Genomic DNA, 18,985 nt, shown 5'->3' on the forward strand with positions numbered 1-18,985 from the left:
TCGGTCCTTCCGCTCGCCTGTGACACTCGCCTGTGACAGTGGGTGCAACCGTGCCGGTCCGCCTGCGATTCCTGGGCGGGGCCGACCGGGCACGACCGTTACGGACGGCCGGGTGCGGCCGGTACCGAGCGCGGATCGAAACCGTACGGCAGCTCCAGACGGTGGGCGCGCATCAGGGCGTCGTCGGCGAGCAGGTCGGCCGTGGCGCCGTCCGCCGCGATCACGCCGTCGCTGAGGACCAGCGAGCGCGGGCACAGTTCGAGGGCGTAGGGCAGGTCGTGCGTGACCATCAGGACGGTGACGTCCAGGGAGCGCAGGATGTCGGCGAGTTCGCGGCGGGAGGCGGGGTCCAGGTTGGAGGACGGCTCGTCCAGGACCAGGATCTCCGGCTCCATGGCGAGGACGGTCGCCACGGCCACCCGGCGCCGCTGGCCGAAGGAGAGGTGGTGCGGCGGGCGGTCCTTGAACTCCGCCATGCCGACCCGGCCCAGCGCCCGGTCCACCCGCTCCTCCAGCTCGGGCCCCCTGAGCCCGGCCGCCGCCGGACCGAACGCCACGTCCTCGCGCACCGTCGGCATGAAGAGCTGGTCGTCCGGGTCCTGGAAGACGATGCCGACCCGGCGCCGGATCTCCGCCATGTGCCGCTTGCCCACGGGCAGCCCGGCCACCGTCACCGTGCCGGTGCCGCCGGTCAGGATGCCGTTGAGGTGGAGGACGAGGGTCGTCTTGCCGGCGCCGTTCGGGCCGAGCAGCGCGACCCGCTCGCCGCGCGCGATCGAGAAGTCGACGCCGAACAGGGCCTGATGGCCGTCGGGGTAGGCGAAGGCGAGGCCGGAGACCTCCAGGGAAGCAGTACTCACAGGACCCATCCGAGCAGACAGACGACGAGGGCGGCCGAGGGGAGGGCGAGGGCGTACGACCACTGCGCCCGGTCCGCGGTCGCCTCGTCGATCACCGGCATGGAACCGGCGTATCCGCGGCTCACCATGGCCAGGTGCACCCGCTCGCCGCGTTCGTAGGAGCGGATGAACAGCGCGCCCGCCGACTTGGCGAGCACGCCCCAGTGCTTCACCCCGCGTGCCTCGAAGCCGCGGGACTCACGGGCGATCCTCATGCGCCGCATCTCGTCGGTGATGACATCGCCGTAGCGGACCATGAAGGAGGCGATCTGCACCAGCAGCGGCGGGAGCTTCAGCCGCTGGAGGCCGAGCAGCAGTGCGGGCAGTTCGGTGGTGGAGGCGAGGAGGACCGAGGCGGCCACGCCCAGGGTGCCCTTGGCCAGCACGTTCCAGGCGCCCCACAGTCCGTCGACGCTCAGCGACAGCCCGAGGACGTCGATCCGCTCGCCCTCCGCGACGAACGGCAGGAGCACGGCGAAGGCGACGAACGGGACCTCGATCAGCAGCCGCTTGAGCAGGAAGGCGGCCGGGACGCGGGCGGTGTACGCGACGAGGGCGAGCAGCCCGGCGTACACCGCGAACGCCCACATCGCCTCGCGCGGGGTCGACACGACCACGACCACGAAGGCGAGGACCGCGGCGAGTTTGGTGTGCGGCGGCAGGGCGTGCACGGGAGAGTGCCCGTGCCGGTACAGCTTGTGCGCGTGGCCCGCTCCCACGTCAGACGCTCGTGCCGCTGGGGGACGTGGCGTCGGCCGTGTCCCGCGTACGCCGCCTGCGGACCGCCCAGAACACGCCGGTGCCCGCGACGGCCGTCACGCCCACGCCGATCACGCCGGCCAGACCGCCGGAGAGGCGGGCGTCGTCGACGTCCTCGACGCCGTAGTCGGCCAGCGGGGAGCCGGCGGTCGCGTGCTCCTCGGCCTTCTCGTCCATGCCGTGGTCGGTGGCGACCTTCTCCAGGCCGTCGGGGTTCGCGGAGGCGTAGAAGCTGACGAACCCGGCGAGGACCAGCGAGGTGACCAGACCGGTGATCCAGACCTTCCGCCGGGAGCGGGCGGCGACGGGGACGGCCTCCGGCTCCGCCTTTGGGGCGTCGACCAGCTCGCCGTTCACCCGCAGCTTGAGCCTCTGCTTCAGCCCGCGTGCCCCGTGCACCAGGTCCGGGCGGACGGCGATGACGGAGCCGACCGTCAGGGCGGTGATCACGGCCTCGCCGATGCCGATGAGGACGTGCACGCCCACCATGGCGGTGGCGACCTTGCCGAGGGAGACGTCGGTGGTGCCGCCGACGGCGTAGAGCAGGGTGAAGACGACGGCGGAGGCCGGGACGGAGACCAGCGCGGCGACGAAGGACGCGGCGGTCGCCGAGCGGCGGGTGCGCGGCAGCACCTTCACCAGACCGCGGAAGAGCGGGTACGCGACGATCGTCGTGGTGATCGCCATCGTGGTGATGTTCACGCCGAGCGCGGTCAGTCCGCCGTCGGCGAAGAGGACGGCCTGCATCAGCAGGACGACGGAGACGCAGAGGACCCCGGTGCAGGGGCCCACGAGTATCGCGGCGAGGGCGCCACCGAGCAGGTGGCCGCTGGTTCCCGCCGCGACGGGGAAGTTCAGCATCTGCACGGCGAAGATGAAGGCCGCCACCAGCCCGGCCAGCGGTGCGGTCCGTTCGCCCCCGCTCTCGGCTCCGCCCGGGCGGGAGGCGCCCCCGAGTTCGCGGCGCGCGCCGCGCAGGCTCACGGCGATGGCGCCGGCGGCGACGAGTCCGGCCGCGGCGGACACAGGGGCGTCGATGAATCCGTCAGGTGCGTGCACGGACTCGATGATGTGGCCTGTTGCAAACACTGCGCAAGAGCGAGCGGCTTGTTTTACCTCACGCATACCTCATCTGTGATATGCGCCTCTCGGGCGCGCGAATTCCGTTTTCGGTGCACGATTGAACGGGGGGTGGGTATGCGGATTGCACGCCTTTCGGGCAGATCGACGCAGCGTAAGGGGCCCACCGATGTCCGTAGTAGAGCAGTACGCGCGAGCCCACATCGTCACCGACGTCGTGGAAGAGGACCGCGGAGCGGTACCCGTGGTACTGCGCTACGACCCCGGACAGGACCCCCGCTGCGTCCGCATGGCGCTGCCTGGCACCGGGCACCGCGAGTGGGCCGTCGACCGGGAACTGCTGGAGCGGGGCCTGCGCGCCCCCGCGGGCCGGGGCGAGATACGGGTGTGGCCGTGCGGACGGGTCCAGACCGTGGTCGAGTTCCACACCGCGCAGGGCGTGTCGGTGGTGCAGTTCGAGACGAAGACCCTGACGCGGTTCCTGCGGCGGACCTACGCGGCCGCCGCCCAGCCCGTCCCGCACTGACCCCTCGGCCGGGTCGGCCGGCTCAGCCGGCGCTCTTCAGCAGCGCCGCCACGATCGGTCCGGCCGTCGAACCGCCGTGACCGGCCTTCTGGACCACGCCCGCGGCCGCCAGGTCCCCGCGGTACGCGGTGAACCAGCCGTTGGGCTTCTTCTGCCCGTCGACCTCGGCCGACCCGGTCTTGGCGCCGGTCTGCCCGCTCACCCCGGCCATCGCCTCCGCCGCCGTGCCGTAGGCCGCGGTGTACGACATCAGCTCCCGCAGCTGCGCCAGCGTGCCGGCCGACAGGGTGCGCGAGGCCGTCGCGAGCTTGCGCCCGTCGACCTCGGGGGAGACCAGGTACGGCTGGCGGAAGACGCCCGACTGGACCGTCGCCGACACCGACGCCATGTTCAGCGGGTTCATCCGCACCCCGCCCTGGCCGATCAGGGAGGCACCCATCGGGGCCGCCGACTGCACCGGCACCGAGCCGTCGAAGGTCGGCACGCCGACCTGCCAGTCGTTCCTCCCCAGCCCGAACACCTGCTGGGCCTGCTTGGTCAGGTCGTCGTCCTTCAGCTCGGGCGCCTGGCTGATGAAGGCCGTGTTGCAGGAGCGGGCGAAGCTCGCCTTGAACGTGCCGTCCTTGATCTCGAACTTGTCGTCGTTCTGGAACTTCCAGCCGCCGTAGCTGAAGTACTTCGGGCACGGGTGCTGCTCGTCCATCGAGGCGAGCCCCTTCTCGATCAGCATCGAGGCGGTGATCACCTTCATGGTGGAGCCTGGCGCGAGCGAGCCCTGGAACGCGGTGTTGAAACCGCGCGAGGAGTTCGCCACCGCCAGGACCTCGCCGGTCGACGGGCGCAGCACCACGACTGACGCCCGCTCCTTCTTCGCCACCTGTGCCTCGGCGGCGGCCTGCAGGGACGGGCTCAGCGTGGTCTTCACCGTGCCGGGCGTGCCCTCGCTCAGCTCCAGCAGCGTCTTGTCGGACAGCTCCGCCTTCTTCGACGCCTTGCCGCGGACGATCCGCAGCTCGACGCCGGCCTCGCCGCCCGCCTTCTCGCCGTACTTCTCGCGCAGTCCGTCCAGCACCGACCCCAGGGACGGGTACGCGGCGGTGGTCAGCTCGTTGCCGTCCCGGTCCAGCGCCTTGACCGGAGGGGTGCCCGCCTCGCCGGTGACCAGCTTGTCGCCGTCCTCGAGCTCGGGATGCACGACGGCCGGTTGCCAGGCCACCCGCGGCTCACCGTCCCCCGCCCCGCGTACGACGGTCAGCGCGCTGTCGTACGCCAGCGGCTTGCCGGCCTCCTCGTACGACACCGTGCCCTTGACGGAGAAGGGGACCTTGTCACCGGCGGGGGTGCCCGCGGTGAGGGTGACGTCCCCGACCCGGGCGTCCTTGGCGTAGGCGGTGAGCAGGGCGGTCGCGGCCTTCGGGTCGTCGGTGGCGGCGGCCGCCTCGCCCACCTTCCCGGCCTGCCAGGCGGTGAGGAAGCGCTCGGCCGTCGCGGTGACCTCGTCGGCGGACAGCGGGCCGGTCCTGACGCCCTCGGCTGCGGAAGTCGTACGGGCGCCGTCCTCGGCGGCGGCACCGCCGCCGAGCAGCGCGTAGGCGCCGAACCCGGCGCCGCCGACGACCACGGCGATCACTCCGCCGAGCACGACGGGCCTCGTCCTCCGCCCCTCGGCGGCGTTCCTTCTGTTCTTCCCCACTGCTTCCCGTTCCTCCGCTGTCCGCCGGGCTCCCCGTGGCCCCCGTGGCGCTCACGTGTGCCAACGACGGGCACCACCCTAGAGTCCCGCCCCGCGCCCGGTGCGGTCAGCCGGCCGCTCGTAGCACGGCTGCGACAATCGGGCCGGCCGCGTCGCCGCCGTGGCCGCCCTGCTGGGCCATCGCCGCCGCGGCCACGTCGTTCCGGAAGCCGGTGAACCAGCTGTCGGAGGTGGCGTTGCCGTCGACCTCGGCGGAACCGGTCTTCGCGCCGATGTCACCGCCGAGCCCGGACATGGCCTCCTGCGCGGTGCCCTGGGTGGCGGTGAGCCGCATCATCTGCTTGAGCTGGGCGGCGGTGCCCGCCGGGAGCCCCTTGGCCCGCGCGGTCTGCCGGCCGTCGAGGTCGGGGGAGACCAGGTACGGCTGGCGGAAGGCGCCGGTGATGGCGGTGGCCGTCACGGAGGCCATGTTCAGCGGGTTCATCTGCACCTGGCCCTGTCCGATGGCGTTCGCCGCGCGGTCCGGTCCGGCGACGGCCGGGACGCTGCCGTCGAAGGAGACGATGCCGGTCTTCCAGTCGTCCCGGCCGAGCCCGAACCGTTCCTGCGCCTCCTGGGTGAGCGAGGCGTCGGTGAGCGGCTCCTCGTCGACGAGCTTGATGAAGGCCGTGTTGCAGGAGCGCAGGAAGCTGTTGGCGAGGCTGGCGCCCTCGTTCGGCTCCATGCCGGTGAGGTTCTTGAAGGTCTGGCTCTGCCAGGTCGCGGTGGGCGGGCAGGGCGCCGGGCCGTTCATCGACGTCACGCCGTTGTCGATGAGCATGGCGGCGGTGATGATCTTCATGGTGGAGCCGGGGGCGACCCGGCCCTGGAAGGCCGCGTTGAACCCGTCGTCGCGGTGGTTGGCCACCGCCAGCACCTCACCGGTGCTCGGCTTGACCGCCACCACCGACGACTCGGCGTACTGCCGCACCGCCTTCTCGGCCGCGGCCTGCGCCGTGGCGCTGAGGGTGGTGCGCAGCCTGCCCGGCTCGCCCTCGGCGAGGGTCAGCAGCGGGGTGTCGGCGGCCGGCCCGTCCGTGGTGTCCCCGGCGTGCCTGACCGCCAGTTCGACGCCGGGGGTGCCGCCCGCCTTCTCGCCGTACTTCTGGCGCAGGGTGTCCAGGATCGGCCCGAGAGAGGGGTACTTCTCCTTCGTCAGCACCGTGCCGTCGCGGTCCACCGCCTCGATGGGCGGCTGCGCGGACTCCCTGGTGACGAGGGTGTCGCCCTCCTTCAGGTCCGGGTGGACGACGGACGGCTCCCAGTCGACCAGCGCCCGCCCGGTGGTCTGCCCGCGCACGACGGTCAGCTCGCTCTTGTAGCTCAGCGCCTCGGACTTCCCGTCGAAGGAGACGGTCGCCTTCACCGTGAAGGGCACGGTGGCGCCGGTGGCCCTGCCGGGCGTGATGCCGACCTCGCCTATGCGCGCGTCGTCGCCGTACGCCGTCAGCAGCGCGCCGGCCTCCTGCGCGTTGTTCGTGTACGACGCCGCCCGGGACGCCTCCCCTTTCTCCCAGGCCGCGAAGAAACTCCTGGTGGTCTCCTCGACCTCCCCCTCGTCCGGCGGCCCGGACTTCTTCGTCCCCGCGGCGCTCGAGCCGCTCCCCCCGTCACCGTTCACGGCCGACACGATGGTGTAGACGCCGTACCCGGCCCCGCCCACCATCACCGCAAACACACCGCCGATGACGGCGGTCCTGACCCCCTTGCCCATCGGACGTTCCCCCTCCGCCGGGCTCCCACGCCTTGTGAACGTGTTCAAAAAGCTCGGTGAGTGAGCACTCTATGCGCAAGGAGTGACGACCGGGGCGGCTGTTTCCGTTTGTTGTCCGAACAGAGATCCGCCCGGCGACCGGAACGGCTCACACCCACGTGTCCAGCCACATCCGCGCCCGCCAGTCGTCGATCGGGATCGTCGTGCCGGTGTAGATGGGCCAGAAGTAGATGAAGTTCGCGTGATCCGGCCCCGTGGGGCCCCGACCAGGACGTTCGTCTCTGGCCGGGGCCGGATCAGGCGGCTTGGGCCGTCTCTGGGCCGTGATCTTGAGGATTGGACGCCAGATAGAGGCTGTCGACGGCCTTCCGGGTGCGTCCCTCGCTGCTCGGCATCAGGTGCGTGTACGTCCGGAGCGTGAACCCCGGATCGCTGTGACCGAGGTACTGGCTCAGGGCCCGGATGTTCTCGCCGGCGTCCAGCAGCACGGACGCGTAGAAGTGCCTGAGCGCGTGCATCCCGTGCTCGCGCGCGGACGCGTAGCGCTCGCCCGGCTTCGCCTTGGGGATGACGCCGGCGGCGGCCAGGGCGGGCTTCCAGTGGTGATCGTTGAAGACGCTCACGCGTACGTGGTTGCCCTCGACTCCGCTGAAGATGAGCCGCTTGGTGACGAGAGGGCCGTCAGGCGTACGCCAGGGAAGTGTCACGTCGATCGGCTCGCACTCCTTGGCGTGGTCCCGGAGAACGGCCGCCACAGCCTTGGGAAGCGGCACGTCCCGGGCCTTGCCGCCCTTGGGGAGGGCGAACACGTACTTGCCTCGGATGCGCTTGAGTTGGTGGCCCACGGCCAGCCATCCGCCCTCGAAGTCGAGTTCGTCAACGGCCAGACCGAAGATCTCGCCTTGTCGCAGACCGCAGCCTGCCCCGGCATCCACGGCGGCCTGGTAGCGCCGGGGGAGAGCGGCGCGCACGCCGAAGACCTGCTCTGCGGTCCACGGGATGACGCGCGGTTTACCGGCCTTCGGGAGCTGCACCGTGCGGGCGCGGCAGGGGTTCTTGCTGAGTAGCCCGTCGTCGACCGCCGCGCTCAGCGCTGCGGAGACGGTGCCCACGATGATGCGCCGGTGTGACTCCGCCGGCACCGTGGCTTCAAGGGCGGTGATCCAGGCGCGGATGTGCTCGGGCTTGAAGGAGCCGAGCGGGCGCGAGCCGATGTGGGGGTAGGCGTGCAGCCGGAGCCGACGCTCCGCGGCCTCACGGCTGTTGATTTCGCCGGTGTGCGTCTGCACCCAGCGTTCCGCGTACTGCCGGAACGTCGTCCGGGAGGCTCGCGGGTCAACGTACTGACCGCGCGACATGTCCGCTTCGATGTGCGTGAGCCACTGCTTGGCGAGCCGTAGTTCCTTGTCGCGGAAGGACTTGCTCTTCTCGGTGCCGTCCGGGCCGACGTACCGGGCGCGGTAGCGGAGGCCCGTTCCGTGACGGTCGGTCTTGGCCTTGACGGGCTTCCCGTTGGCGTCGGTTTCGGTCTTGTACCAGCGGTCTTGGATGTGGCCTGCCATGTGGCGGCGGTCCTCTCAACACGCAGCAGGGAGAGCCGCTCACGGCGGCTCTCCCTGCTGTCTGCGGTGGTGTCTGGCTAGGCGGCGGTGGCGCTGTTCTTGAGGCCGGTGACGTAGGCGCGTACGTCGGCGGGGTCGTAGCGGAGGTGCTTGCCGATGCGGAAGCCGGGCGGGCCGGTGCGCTTCTTGCGCCACTGGTAGACGGTCTCCAGGGGCACCTCGAACATCTCGGCGATGTCGGCGGGGGTGAGGTACCGGTCGGGGAGACCGCCGCGGAGAGTGGCCCGGGGGTCGAGGGCTGTCGGCTGTGCCAAAGGGACTCCAAGCGGGGAGGGCATGGCCGCCTCTGTCCGAGGTGCGGAATTCTGCGTCATGAGCGTCATGTGCGTCATTTAGGCGTCTGGCCTGCGGTTTTTGGATGACGCAGCCGTTTTGTCTGCGTCATGGGCACGTCGTGGGCTGCGTCATCCCATGACGCAGATGACGCAGCATGACGCTGGCGTCGCCGTCTGCGTCATGCTCTCGTCCGCAGGTCAGGTGCTGCTTTCGCGCCCGCATGACGCACATGACGCAGGATTTCCCCTCTTAGGAAAAGAGAGGGGGTGTCTGTGGTGGTGCGGTGCGGCTCAGGACATGAAGAAGGAGCCGCTTCGCGGCGCGTCCAGCGCAGGGCGGCGCTGCCGCCGAACAGCAAGAAGAGCACGCCCGGGCGGGGTGCTCTTCTTGCTTGTGTCGGTGACCGGGGCCGGTCGGTCAGAATGTCTGCTGGTGGTGCGGCGGCGCGGCGGGTGAGCGGCTGATCTCGATGTAGCGGCCCTCGTAGGTTCGGCCCGAGTCGATGAGTACGCCTCGAGCGGCGAGGGTGGGCTGGAGGCGCTTGAGCCGGTCCGAGAGCACCTTGCCGGTAGTCGGCCACCCCTTGGGCAGGGGGCGGAAGTCCTCGCCGGTGTAGAGGCGGGTGAGGTGGTGCAGCCACTCCGTGGACGTCATCCGCTGCGCCGTGCCAGGTTCGATGTCGGAGGCGTGCTTGAGTACGGTCTGCGCCAATAGGTCGCCCTCGATCACGTCGTCGTTGAGGTCGTCCAGGGCGGCCCGGTAGGCGGCGAGCGACCCGAAACCGGTCGCCGCGTCCAGCTGCGCGCACAGGTGCGCGAAGTCCGCCATCCGCAGGTCGGTTGGGGTCTCCACCTCGACCGCGCGGACCTTGACGGTGAGGTCCAGCAGGGACCCCAGGACCACGGGCAAAGCTTCCGCGTAGTCCGCCCACAGCTCTGCCTCGGTGCGCCGGACGCGCGGGCGTTCCAGCCGGAGCGGCAACAGCCGTTCGGCGAGGTCGGGGCGGATGACACCCACATCGATGCCGGTGAGGAGCAGGGGGCGGCGGTAGCGGGCACGGAACACGTCCCCGTCGGTGAACAGGGCGCGCTTGACGCTCTCGGCGCCGGTGACGATGCAGCACATCGCGTCGGACAGGTCCGGGGTCATGTGCGAGAGGTTGTCCAGCGCCGTGACCCACCCGGCGGCCACGGCCGCGATCAGGTTTTCCTCGTCCTTCGGCGCGCGGCGCAGGTCGCCGCTCATGCCCTCGATGATCCGGGTGAGCATGCGTCCGCCGGTGGACTTGCCGGCACCCTGGGGGCCGGTGAGGAACGGGGCGGGGACGGGCACGGACGGTTCGAGGCAGCCGATGAGCCAGGCGATGGCCAGGCACTCGGTTTCCGCGGTGGCGAAGTTACACAGCCGCAGCAGGGCGTCGATGCCCTTGCCGTCGGTGTCCCTGGCGGGCAGGGGCAGTTCGCCCGTGAGCTGTGTGCGTCGCCAGCACACCTCACGCGGGTCGGGAACGGCGATGTCCCACCCGGTGGGGTGGATACGGACCGAGCGTCCGTCGGCCCGTCCCAGGTCCAGCCACGTCGCACCGTCCCACCCGGGGGCGACGCGGATGTGGACCGGCTGCACCTCCTCGGTCAGCGCCAGGGCCTCGATCAGGTCGAGAGCTTCCTTGAGCGCGGTCCCGTTGAACACGCCCACCCCGTCGCGGAACAGTCCGACCATGAGTTCCTGGCGGTGGCTGCCGGTGGTGCCCTGGGAGCGGATCGGGCGGGCCACGGGGTGGCCGTTGCGCTGCGCGTACACGGTGCCGTCGGCGGTGCGGAAGTACCGGAAGTGGGATTGCGCGTAGTCGGTGATGACTTCGCGGGCGGGGTTCTTGTCGTCGTCGGCCATGGTCACAGTCCCAACGTCGTGCGGGCGTTGGCCCACGCGTCGGTGCAGTGCCGCAGGGTTTCACCCCTGGCCTGCGCGGCGGTGAACAGTCGCGTGATGTGGGTGTTGGTGAGGCAGCCGCACCGGCCGTGTCGGGACAGCACGGCCAGGAACGTCCGGTACACGGTCGCGTGCACCGCGCTGGATGCGGCGGTGATGCGATGCTCCGCCATGGCGATGCCACGGGCCAGGTAGGCGGGAGTGCGGTGCGGGCACTCCCCGCCCCCGACTCCAACGGGCACGGCGACCGCGTGCGGCACGGGGCGGGCCGGGGAGCGTTCCTTGACGGCCAGCGCGCGGACGGCGTCCGGCAGGGCGCTCATCGTGCCGGTGCCGGGTCCCAGGTGGCGGGCGTAGGACATGGCCGACTTGATGTCGACACCGGGGCGCACCGCGTTGCGGGACGTCATGGTGCCCCGGTAGATCCAGTGCTCACCGCGCGTCGTCGGCACGGTCCGAGTGGTCGGCAGGAAACCGCGGGCCCATCCGATGGCGTCCGCGTCGTCCAGGTCGACCACGGTGAGCCCGGCGCCGCCGGGGTGGTAGCCGACGCACACCGCCCGCCGCCACGCCGCCGCCCACGGAGGCGAGGCGATGACGGTCGGGTCGGTGGTGGCGGCGGCCCAGGCGTGGCAGACGCCGGAGCAGTGGCACGGGCCCGGGGTCTTCATGTTCGGCCGGCCGCCGCACGCGTTGTTCGCGCACTGGTGGCAGTTGCCGAACGGCATCTTGCCCGCCTGCAGGGGCAGCACCGGCACACCGGTCGAGGCCAGCGTCAGCGCGGTCCGCAGGAGTTCGGCCGGCTGCCGCTGTGGGCCGGGCACTCGCCGGATGGTGGTGGGTTGGGTCATGCTGGGAGACCTCCACAGGTCAGTTGGATGGCAGGTGGACAAGGGCGGCCCCGGTGTTCTTGGCGGAATGAGGGGCCGCCCTTGGCGCAGCTAGCCGTGGAAGTGGTTGCGCTTGATCACGGCCCGGCGGATGTTCACCGTGGTCCCGCCCTTGTGGCCGCCCGCTCCGAGGACCTGGACGGCGATCCAGCCGCCGAAGATGACGGCCGCGAGGATGATGAGCTGGCCGATGAACGCGGTCAGTGCCGCGATGAACGAGGTGAGCAGCAGCAGTCCGCCGCACACCGCGAGGAATCCGACGCCTCCAAGGGCGACGTTCACCGCCGCGCGGGAGACGGCCGGCTTGGCCGAGAGGGGCGCGGGCTGCGGGTGGTCGATGGCGTAGCCGGTGACGATCCGCCCGTCGGGCAGGACGATGCTCGCGACCGCCGGAACGGTGCCCGGCTGGACGGGGACGACCGGCGTGGGGTGGACGACGGCGGGCGGGAGCGGGGTGGGCTGGTAGGTGGTCACGGCCCGTTCGGCGGGCGCGTGGTGGACGGGTTCGGGGTACATGCGGAATCTCTTCCGGTGGATGGTCAGGGAGGCGGGGGCACCCCCTTGGGGGTGCCGTGTGGAGGGGGTTTTCGGGGGTGTGACCTGCGTGCCTCCCTGACTCCCTGGACGATCATTCGTGCAGGTCAGATGCAGGGAGGCGAGTCAGGGAGGGGTTCAGGGAGTTCTCCCTGTCTCCCTGACCCGCAGCGGTTCGGCTCCCTGCCGTCATTCAGCGGAAGCGGAACCCTCGTCGTCGCGGTCGGCGAGGGCGCGGGCCACCCGGTCGCGGGCGACGACCATCACGCCGTCGGACTTGTACGGTCCGGCGCCAGCGTCGTCCAGGACGCGCTTGAGGTCGAGGAACGACCAGCCGCCGTACGCGCCGGCGTTGCGTGCGGCGAGCCGGGCGAGGATGTCCTTGGTGCGGACGCGGGGCGCGTCGCCGATGACGGCGGCGATGTCGGCGAGCGGGTCGTGTTCCTCGCCCCGGTCGATGGCGTGCAGGGTGGTGACGCCGTCGCGCAGGGCCTTGGCACGGTCGGTGATGGCGGCGGCGTCGTCGTCGTCGATGTAGTGCGTGCGCACCGTGATGGACGACTGTCCGGCCGGGATGGTGATCCCGTCGGAGGCGACGACCAGCGTTCCCCGGTCCAGGCCCGGCCGGAGCAGGTTCGGGGCGGCGCCGCCGTCGACGGCCTTGTCTCCCAGCGCCATGCGGGCCTGCGACTCCGTACCGAGGGCGAGGGACGCGCGGGTGTGCGCACCCTCCCGCACGAGCTTGGGCAGGTTCTCATTGGTGGGGTCCTGCGTGCCCTGCCACATCAGCACGTTCACCGCCCGCCCCTGGTTGTGAATCTTCCGGACGGCCATGAAGTACCGCGAGTTCGCCTTCGAGCCGCCATAGGGGCGCTTGTCGGCGTCCTTGGCCGGGCACATGAACGCCACCTGCGCCTCGTCGACCAGCACGATGAGCGGCGGGAACGTCGTTCCGGGCGGTGCCTGGATCCGGCGGTTCATCTCGTCCACCGCGCCCTCGACCATCTCGGTCACCTGGATGACGTGCTCATCGGTCGGGCCCTGGATCAGCGTGGTGGCGAGACCGTCGAACATGGCCCAGTCCCCGACGCCCTTGAGGTCACCCATGAGGAACTGGACCGACTTGTCCAGCGACAGCCACAGGGCCAGGGAGCGCAGGGCCACGGTCTTGCCCTGGTTCGACAGGCCGGTGATCAGCAGGTGGCGCTGGTAGAGGGACAGGGCGGCGGCGTCGCCGCGCAGGTCCTGCCCCCACGGGGCGCGGCCCTTGGTGTAGTCGGCGGTCAGTGTGTCGTCGGTGACCAGCGGGGAGGGGCCGATCGGCTCGTCCAGCGCCCCACTGTCGGCGATCCACAGTCGGACCGTGCGGGCCGCCTGCGGGATGGTGATGAACACCTCGTGTTCGTGCCGGGTGAGGTTCTCGGCGAGCTTGCGGCGCTTGTTCTGCACCTCGTTGGTCGACACCCCCGAGGGCAGGGTCACGTCGACCTCGACGCCGCATCCGGCGATGGTGATGGGCCCGAGCATGGACGCGCCGGCGTCGCCCATCTCCTTGATGGCGCGGGCCAGGGCGGGCACGCCGAGGTCGCGCAGCGCCTTGACGACGATGGACGGGGTGATCGGCTCACCCTCCCCGTTGCGGACGTTCGCGGGCAGCGCCCAGGCGGGGGCGGCGTGCTGCTTGCGGCCGACAGACCACAGGGCGAGCAGCGCGAGGAATGGGCCGATGGTGAGGGCTGGGCCCCACACCACCTGGACGATGCGGATGAGTAAGGCGATGAAGTCGATGGTGGCCGTGAGCGGGGTGATGACGTGTCCGGCCTGGCCGGTGCTGATGGCCATGACGATGCCGAGGGCGACCAGCAGACCGACGCTCATGCCGGCACCCACGGCCAAGCCCTTGGCGGCGTCGACCGGGGAGTGCAGCAGGTCCATGCGGCGCTGGTGGCGGGCGGCGCGAAAGCGCTGCAACCGCTCCTCCCACTCCTCCGCCGCTTCCAGGTTCCCCGCGGCCTCCGCCGCCCGGATCATCCGCTCGTACCGGGAGCCGGTACGACCGTCCCACGCCCGGCGGGCCACGATCCGCCCACCGTTGAACGTGTACAGGCTGTGCCGGACCAGCGAGCGGCCGGCCGACCGGGTGCGCTCGTGCGTGACGGCGGTCTTCACCGCGCGCCCGGAGCGCACCCACAGCGGCACCGGCCGCGCGGGCGGCGCGTCAGGCACGACCGTGAGCACCGTCGGGGCCGTGTCGGCGGGCGGGTCGGTGTGCTTGTGGAGGGGGACGACGTTCTCAGACATGCTGCAGGTGCTCCTGACTGCCCCCGTGAGGGGCGGGAGTTTGGGAGAGCCGGGGTGGCCGGGTCCGTGGAAAGAGCGGCCACCCCGGCGGAGAAGGGCGGGCTGGTCACCACCAGCCGGAGGACTTCTTGGCCGCCTTTTCGCGGGCGGCCTCGGTGATGAGCCGCTGCCGCTCGCCGTGCAGGGCGGACAGTTCCGCGCTCAGCCGCATCTCGGCGGCGCTGCCGGTGGACTCGATCTGCTGCTCCGCGCGGCCGGTGCTGCGGCCCCGCATGGTGCGGTAGGCACCGCCGGCCACCGCGCGGGTCATGGCGCGGCGCTCGCGGCCGTTCAGCGGCCACAACTCACCCCGCCGTACCGCCTCCAACTTCTTCGTCGTGTGCCTGATCTCGCGGTCCAGGCGGCGCAGGTCAGCACTGCTCACGGGTGCTCCCATCGGGCCCGTTCGGGCCGGAGTAGGCGCAGGGCACGCACGTGCCCAGCGCGGCGGGGATGACGTAACCGGCATCGCGCCAGCAGGCGGGACACAGTCGGCGGGCAGTGTTGGCCTTGGCGAGCGCCGCCCTGCGGGCCGGGGTCATGGGCCGGACCGGCAGGGCCAGGTCGACGCGGTACAGGTAGGCGATGAGCGGCCCCCGCCGGCGGCGGGGGCGTTCGAGTTGCGCGGCCACGTCCTGCCCACCGGGCCGTAGGCCGAGGGCGCGGAGTTGGCGGCGGGTGGCATAGCCGTCCGGGGCCAGACGCCACTGGAACACCGGCAGCGCCCCCATCACGCCACCCGCTTCCACGCCGCCCGCAAGCGGACCTCGGAGGCGGAGTGCCCGGCGGCGCGGAACCGGGCGGCCATCTCCCGGTAGGAGAGAGCGGGGGTCTGGCTGGTGCGGATGTCGTCGACGATGACGTCCAGGGCGTCATCGGTGAGCGCTGGCGCGGCCTCCAGTGAACGGCCCGTCAGCGGCTCCGTCGGCCCCCACACGGGGAGTTCCCAGCGGGGTGTGACCCCGGGTGTGACGCGGGTCGTCACGCTGGTGAGCGCCCTGCCGGTCTCCTCGCCGGCGCGGGCCGTCTCCAGCGTCGACCACGCCCCGGACAGCGTCTGAGCGGTCCGGGCCTGGACGCGTGCGACGCGGGCCCCGGCCTCCGTCACGGCCGTCAGCCGCGTCTCCTCGGTCGCCGCTTCCGCCCGCAGTCGGGCGCGGGCCACGGCCGCCTCGTCGCGCGCTTCCTGCTGGATGCCGCGGATCGCGTCCAGGGCGACCGGGGTGAGCGCGGTGCGCTCCCACATGCCGTGGACCAGCCACAGGGCTTTGGCCGCGAGCGGCAGCCACGCCACGGCCAGCCACGCGCCGGCGGAGTGCTCGACGCTCAGCGCGTGCGCGATGAGAACGGCGGTGGCGAGGACGCCGAACGACCAGCCGACGGCGGTCACTGTGCGGTTGTGGTCGCCCTGCGCGGCCAGACGCCGTTCGTAGGCGAGGGTGGCCAGCCAACCGCCGTCGATGCCGAGACCGACGACCAGCGCGACCAGCCACGGCATCGCCGTGCCCAGCCACATCACGACCACGGCCAAGGTGAGGACCATGGACACGGCCGTCATCGCGACGGCCGGCAGAACGGTCTTGGCCCTCATGCGGTGGCCCCTTCCTGCTCGCGCACCGCGATGGCCGCGATGAGGACGACCGGGGTGGAGTCGTTGTCGGGGTCCCGGCTGTCCTCCGTCCAGGACCACGCCGCGTCCGGCGCCACCTCGTAGCCGAGGGCGGCCAGCGCCGCCCGGCGCTCCGCCCCGGTGGGCACCGGCCCGGACCGCTCCCACCGGAAGGTCGGCCAGTCCGGCACTCCGTACAGCACGACGTACAGGCGCCACGCGCTGCCGTCGCTCGACATCTGCGCGGTCAGCGTCTTCACGCCGCACCCCCCGGCAGGATCACGCCGACGGTGGGGTTAAGCAGCGCGACGCGGGCGGCCAGCGCGCGGCGGCGGGCCCGGCGGATGCGCCGGTTGTCCAGCTCGGTCGGCGTGCGGTCGAGCGTGACGATGTGCGCGTTCAGCAGCTCGACGTCCGCCAGGATGACGGGCATCTCCCGCTCGATCGCGTCCAGCTCCGCGGCCGTCGGCTCCATGAAGTCGGCGAACGCGGTAACAGCGTCCTGAACAGTAACGATGTGCTCCATTGGGTCGTGTTCCTCTCAGCGGTGGAACGGCCCGAACAGCACCCCCCGGAGTTGGCCCTCCGGGGGGTGTGTGCCGTTGTTGGAGAAGCTGCGTGTCACACGCAGCGCGGCCGCTGAGCAGCGGCCGAAGTACCCCGGACCGGACTCGAACCGATCAGGTTGCCGCACGGGGCACGCCGGTCTTCTCCGCCTTGTTTCCGACCCCTTCGGGCAGGCGGACCACGGGTTACCGGCAGTTCCCTGTGTGAAGTTCTCAAGGCGCTTGCGCTTCCTTCGAGCCCGTTTCACGGGGCCCTCCGGGCGGCTTGGGAGCAGCCCAATAGGGACACTCCGGGCCCGCTGTCCTAGGACTGCGGGCCGTTCAGTAAGACCATGACGCACAGTCCCAGGACTGTCAACAGTCCTGGGACTGTGTTTCACTGGTCGATGTCGAGAGGAGTGCTGCATGGCGCCCAAGTGGCGGGAGCTTGCGGACCGACTGGCCGAGCAGATCAGGAACGGCGAGTACGCGCCCGGTGCCCAGTTGCCGCAGATCAGGGACCTAGTGGAAGCGGGCGAAGGCTCGAAGTCCACGGTCCATGCGGCTTACAAGGCGTTGGAGGCCGAAGGGCTGGTCACGTCGTCGCGTGGACACGGCACGGTCGTCCGTGAGCGGGCGCCGCTCAAGCGGCTCGGCATCGCGCGGTACGACAAGGCCAAGTGGCGGGACGGCGATGAGGTGGCGTTCATCGCGGACCGTGTGGCGTCCGGACGTACGTACAAGCGGAACGAACAGACCCAGACCGTCAGCCGTGTCCCGGCGTCGGCCGTCGTCGCCCAGGCGCATGGTCTTCCGGAGGGCACAGAGGTCTACGCACGTGCGCGCGTGGTCAAGGAAGGGTCACAGCCGACGCACACGCTGACCAGCTACTACCGTCCCGAGCACGTGGAAGGGACGCGCATCGTCGACCCAACGCCGGGGCCCGCCGGCCGGGGCGGTGGCTTCCGTGTCCTGTATGACGCCGGATACGAGATTGACCACATGCAGGAGACGCTGTTCGCCCGTATCCCCACGGCGGACGAAGTACAGCTGCTCCAGCTTGCACCGGGCGAATGGGTGGTGGAGCTGCACCGGACGACGTACACGGCCGACGGCACCGTGGTGGAGTTCGCAATCGGCGTCCACGCAGCGACACGCTTCGCCTGGACGTACGACTTCAAGGTCCCCGACTCAGCGAAAGCGGAGGGCGAGAGCAAGTGATCTCAGCACAGGCATGGGCCGACGCTCAACGGCTCTGGGACTTCCAGCAGATGGGGCACGAACTGCGCCCATGCTCTGTTGCGATCGGACTTGGCAGCCATGACCTCGGAGTCGCGGACACAACCGCCGATCTCTACCACCGGGGCATGATGCCGCTGATCGTCTTCACTGGGGCGACCAGCCGCACCACACGCGACCGCATGCCGCGCGGGGAGGCCGAGCACTACCGCGAGCGGGCGATGGAACTGGGGGTGCCGGCCGATGTCATCTTCATTGAGCCGCGGGCCCGGAATACGGGAGAGAACATCCGCTTCTCGCGCGCACTGCTCGAGGAGCACCAGATCGCCGTGTCGTCCGTCCTGCTGGTCAGCAAGCCGTACGAGGAACGACGGGCCTACGCGACTGCCCGCAAGCTGTGGCCTGAAGCCGAGTGGGTCAGCGCGTCTACACCTATGACCCTGGCTGACTACGTCGACTCGATCGGAGACGCACGCCTGGTCATCGACATGTTGGCCGGCGCGCAGCAGCGGCTCATGATCTACCCGCAACAGGGATTCATGATCGAGCAGCGCGTTCCTGATGACGTGACCGCAGCATATGAGCGCCTGCGTGACGCCGGGTTCACAAGCCGACTCGTGGCAGATACCGCAGCGCAGAAGTGACGGCATTGCGGAAACGCTGTGAAGCCCGTTTGGTTAGTTAGGTAGCAGGACCGCTTACTCTTGGTTTTCTTAGTTCTGGAGCCCTGTCGAAGGGCCCCAGACGGAGTGTTTGGGGCCCTATGCAATGTCGCAGGTTGAGAGGCATTATGGGCCTAGGATGCTGCGCCCTGGTCGATTCTGCGGCTAGCCACTGAGAAAGATCGGTTTGGCACCGGAGCATCAGCTGAAACTATCTGTGTGTACTCGGTATTTAGAGCCTCGACTCTCGACCGTGCATCCTGGAAGTTCAATGCGGCATCAACCGACAGGAAGCGCAATTCGAGATTTATCTTGTGACGCAGGATTGTGTAAGCGCGCGCTGAACTCAGGAAGTCGGCTGCCTTTTTTGTCGTGCCGAGGAAGGCGGCTGTCGCCGCAACTGCACCCGCAACGGCGCTTAGAGCGCCCCAGAGCGGGCGGGATCCGAAGGCAGTCATGAAGCCTGATACTGCCGACAGGCACGCGGGGACGAAGACCATGAGTCTGCCCCAAAGCTCGGCGCGTTTCGAGGCTTCGAAGTATGCCTGGGCGCTGTAAAGGCAATTCTCATGCATCGACTTCAGTTGCTCTTCTAGGGAATCACGCTGTGCGTCAGTTAGTGACATGGG

The 18,985-nt window shown here is 70.5% G+C and carries 20 protein-coding genes; 3 read left to right on the forward strand and 17 right to left on the reverse strand.

What is annotated here, in order from left to right; genetic code table 11:
• Positions 1 to 98 precede the first annotated feature (98 nt).
• Genes ACFXAE_RS08160 through ACFXAE_RS08170 form a run of 3 tightly spaced genes read right to left on the reverse strand, consistent with a single transcriptional unit; the run spans position 99 to position 2,717 of the window.
• Positions 99 to 869, reverse strand: a complete 771-nt coding sequence (locus ACFXAE_RS08160) for an energy-coupling factor ABC transporter ATP-binding protein (protein ID WP_384709817.1) — start codon at positions 867 to 869, stop codon at positions 99 to 101.
• Positions 857 to 1,618, reverse strand: a complete 762-nt coding sequence (cbiQ, locus tag ACFXAE_RS08165) for a cobalt ECF transporter T component CbiQ (protein WP_384709820.1) — start codon at positions 1,616 to 1,618, stop codon at positions 857 to 859. Before cbiQ ends, ACFXAE_RS08160 begins: the two co-directional genes overlap by 13 nt.
• A gap of 1 nt (position 1,619) precedes the next feature.
• Positions 1,620 to 2,717, reverse strand: coding sequence for an energy-coupling factor ABC transporter permease (locus tag ACFXAE_RS08170; RefSeq protein ID WP_384709823.1), 1,098 nt, complete (start codon positions 2,715 to 2,717; stop codon positions 1,620 to 1,622).
• A gap of 190 nt (positions 2,718 to 2,907) precedes the next feature.
• Here ACFXAE_RS08170 and ACFXAE_RS08175 point away from each other — a divergent pair, with 190 nt between their 5' ends.
• Complete coding sequence (locus ACFXAE_RS08175; RefSeq protein ID WP_384709826.1) at positions 2,908 to 3,264, forward strand: SsgA family sporulation/cell division regulator; 357 nt, start codon at positions 2,908 to 2,910, stop codon at positions 3,262 to 3,264.
• 22 nt (positions 3,265 to 3,286) lie between these two features.
• On the opposite strand, the gene ACFXAE_RS08180 is transcribed toward ACFXAE_RS08175, so the two are convergent.
• From ACFXAE_RS08180 to ACFXAE_RS08240, 13 genes are all read right to left on the reverse strand, one after another.
• On the reverse strand, positions 3,287 to 4,957 hold the full coding sequence (locus ACFXAE_RS08180) for a penicillin-binding transpeptidase domain-containing protein (protein ID WP_384709829.1): 1,671 nt from the start codon (positions 4,955 to 4,957) through the stop codon (positions 3,287 to 3,289).
• A gap of 106 nt (positions 4,958 to 5,063) precedes the next feature.
• The gene (locus ACFXAE_RS08185) at positions 5,064 to 6,710 is read right to left on the reverse strand and encodes a penicillin-binding transpeptidase domain-containing protein (RefSeq protein WP_384709832.1); all 1,647 of its coding nucleotides are present in this window, start codon (positions 6,708 to 6,710) and stop codon (positions 5,064 to 5,066) included.
• Positions 6,711 to 7,006: 296 nt separating this feature from the next.
• Positions 7,007 to 8,272 carry a tyrosine-type recombinase/integrase gene (locus tag ACFXAE_RS08190; protein WP_384709835.1) on the reverse strand — a complete coding sequence of 422 codons (1,266 nt, stop codon included), beginning with the start codon at positions 8,270 to 8,272 and terminating at the stop codon, positions 7,007 to 7,009.
• 77 nt (positions 8,273 to 8,349) lie between these two features.
• The gene (locus ACFXAE_RS08195) at positions 8,350 to 8,586 is read right to left on the reverse strand and encodes a helix-turn-helix domain-containing protein (protein WP_384709838.1); all 237 of its coding nucleotides are present in this window, start codon (positions 8,584 to 8,586) and stop codon (positions 8,350 to 8,352) included.
• A 439-nt stretch (positions 8,587 to 9,025) separates the two neighbouring features.
• Positions 9,026 to 10,498 carry an ATP-binding protein gene (locus tag ACFXAE_RS08200; RefSeq protein WP_384709841.1) on the reverse strand — a complete coding sequence of 491 codons (1,473 nt, stop codon included), beginning with the start codon at positions 10,496 to 10,498 and terminating at the stop codon, positions 9,026 to 9,028.
• Between the two features lie 2 nt (positions 10,499 to 10,500).
• Positions 10,501 to 11,388, reverse strand: a complete 888-nt coding sequence (locus ACFXAE_RS08205; protein ID WP_384709844.1) for a bifunctional DNA primase/polymerase — start codon at positions 11,386 to 11,388, stop codon at positions 10,501 to 10,503.
• Between the two features lie 90 nt (positions 11,389 to 11,478).
• Positions 11,479 to 11,943, reverse strand: a complete 465-nt coding sequence (locus ACFXAE_RS08210) for a hypothetical protein (RefSeq protein ID WP_384709847.1) — start codon at positions 11,941 to 11,943, stop codon at positions 11,479 to 11,481.
• Positions 11,944 to 12,150: 207 nt separating this feature from the next.
• Positions 12,151 to 14,262 carry an FtsK/SpoIIIE domain-containing protein gene (locus tag ACFXAE_RS08215; RefSeq protein ID WP_384709850.1) on the reverse strand — a complete coding sequence of 704 codons (2,112 nt, stop codon included), beginning with the start codon at positions 14,260 to 14,262 and terminating at the stop codon, positions 12,151 to 12,153.
• Between the two features lie 106 nt (positions 14,263 to 14,368).
• On the reverse strand, positions 14,369 to 14,686 hold the full coding sequence (locus ACFXAE_RS08220; protein WP_384709852.1) for a hypothetical protein: 318 nt from the start codon (positions 14,684 to 14,686) through the stop codon (positions 14,369 to 14,371).
• Entirely contained in the window at positions 14,673 to 15,032 is a 360-nt protein-coding gene (locus ACFXAE_RS08225) for an RRQRL motif-containing zinc-binding protein (protein WP_384709855.1), read from the reverse strand. The genes ACFXAE_RS08220 and ACFXAE_RS08225 overlap by 14 nt, the downstream gene beginning before the upstream one ends.
• Positions 15,032 to 15,892: a protein spdB gene (locus ACFXAE_RS08230; protein WP_384709858.1), complete on the reverse strand. Its 861-nt coding sequence runs from the start codon at positions 15,890 to 15,892 to the stop codon at positions 15,032 to 15,034. The genes ACFXAE_RS08225 and ACFXAE_RS08230 overlap by 1 nt, the downstream gene beginning before the upstream one ends.
• Positions 15,889 to 16,170: a DUF6303 family protein gene (locus ACFXAE_RS08235; protein ID WP_384709861.1), complete on the reverse strand. Its 282-nt coding sequence runs from the start codon at positions 16,168 to 16,170 to the stop codon at positions 15,889 to 15,891. The genes ACFXAE_RS08230 and ACFXAE_RS08235 overlap by 4 nt, the downstream gene beginning before the upstream one ends.
• Complete coding sequence (locus ACFXAE_RS08240) at positions 16,167 to 16,436, reverse strand: DUF6284 family protein (RefSeq protein WP_384709864.1); 270 nt, start codon at positions 16,434 to 16,436, stop codon at positions 16,167 to 16,169. Before ACFXAE_RS08240 ends, ACFXAE_RS08235 begins: the two co-directional genes overlap by 4 nt.
• A 445-nt stretch (positions 16,437 to 16,881) precedes the next feature.
• On the opposite strand from ACFXAE_RS08240, the gene ACFXAE_RS08245 reads away from it, so the two are divergent.
• Both ACFXAE_RS08245 and ACFXAE_RS08250 read left to right on the forward strand, forming a co-directional pair.
• Positions 16,882 to 17,676: a GntR family transcriptional regulator gene (locus tag ACFXAE_RS08245; protein WP_384709867.1), complete on the forward strand. Its 795-nt coding sequence runs from the start codon at positions 16,882 to 16,884 to the stop codon at positions 17,674 to 17,676.
• Positions 17,673 to 18,338: a YdcF family protein gene (locus ACFXAE_RS08250; protein WP_384709870.1), complete on the forward strand. Its 666-nt coding sequence runs from the start codon at positions 17,673 to 17,675 to the stop codon at positions 18,336 to 18,338. The genes ACFXAE_RS08245 and ACFXAE_RS08250 overlap by 4 nt, the downstream gene beginning before the upstream one ends.
• 152 nt (positions 18,339 to 18,490) lie before the next feature.
• Here ACFXAE_RS08250 and ACFXAE_RS08255 read toward each other — a convergent pair whose 3' ends face one another.
• A complete protein-coding gene (locus ACFXAE_RS08255; protein ID WP_384709873.1) occupies positions 18,491 to 18,982 on the reverse strand; it encodes an SLATT domain-containing protein in 492 nt (163 codons plus the stop codon).
• Positions 18,983 to 18,985: the final 3 nt, after the last annotated feature.

The organism is Streptomyces sp. NPDC059454, assembly GCF_042749965.1.
GTDB lineage: Bacteria > Actinomycetota > Actinomycetes > Streptomycetales > Streptomycetaceae > Streptomyces.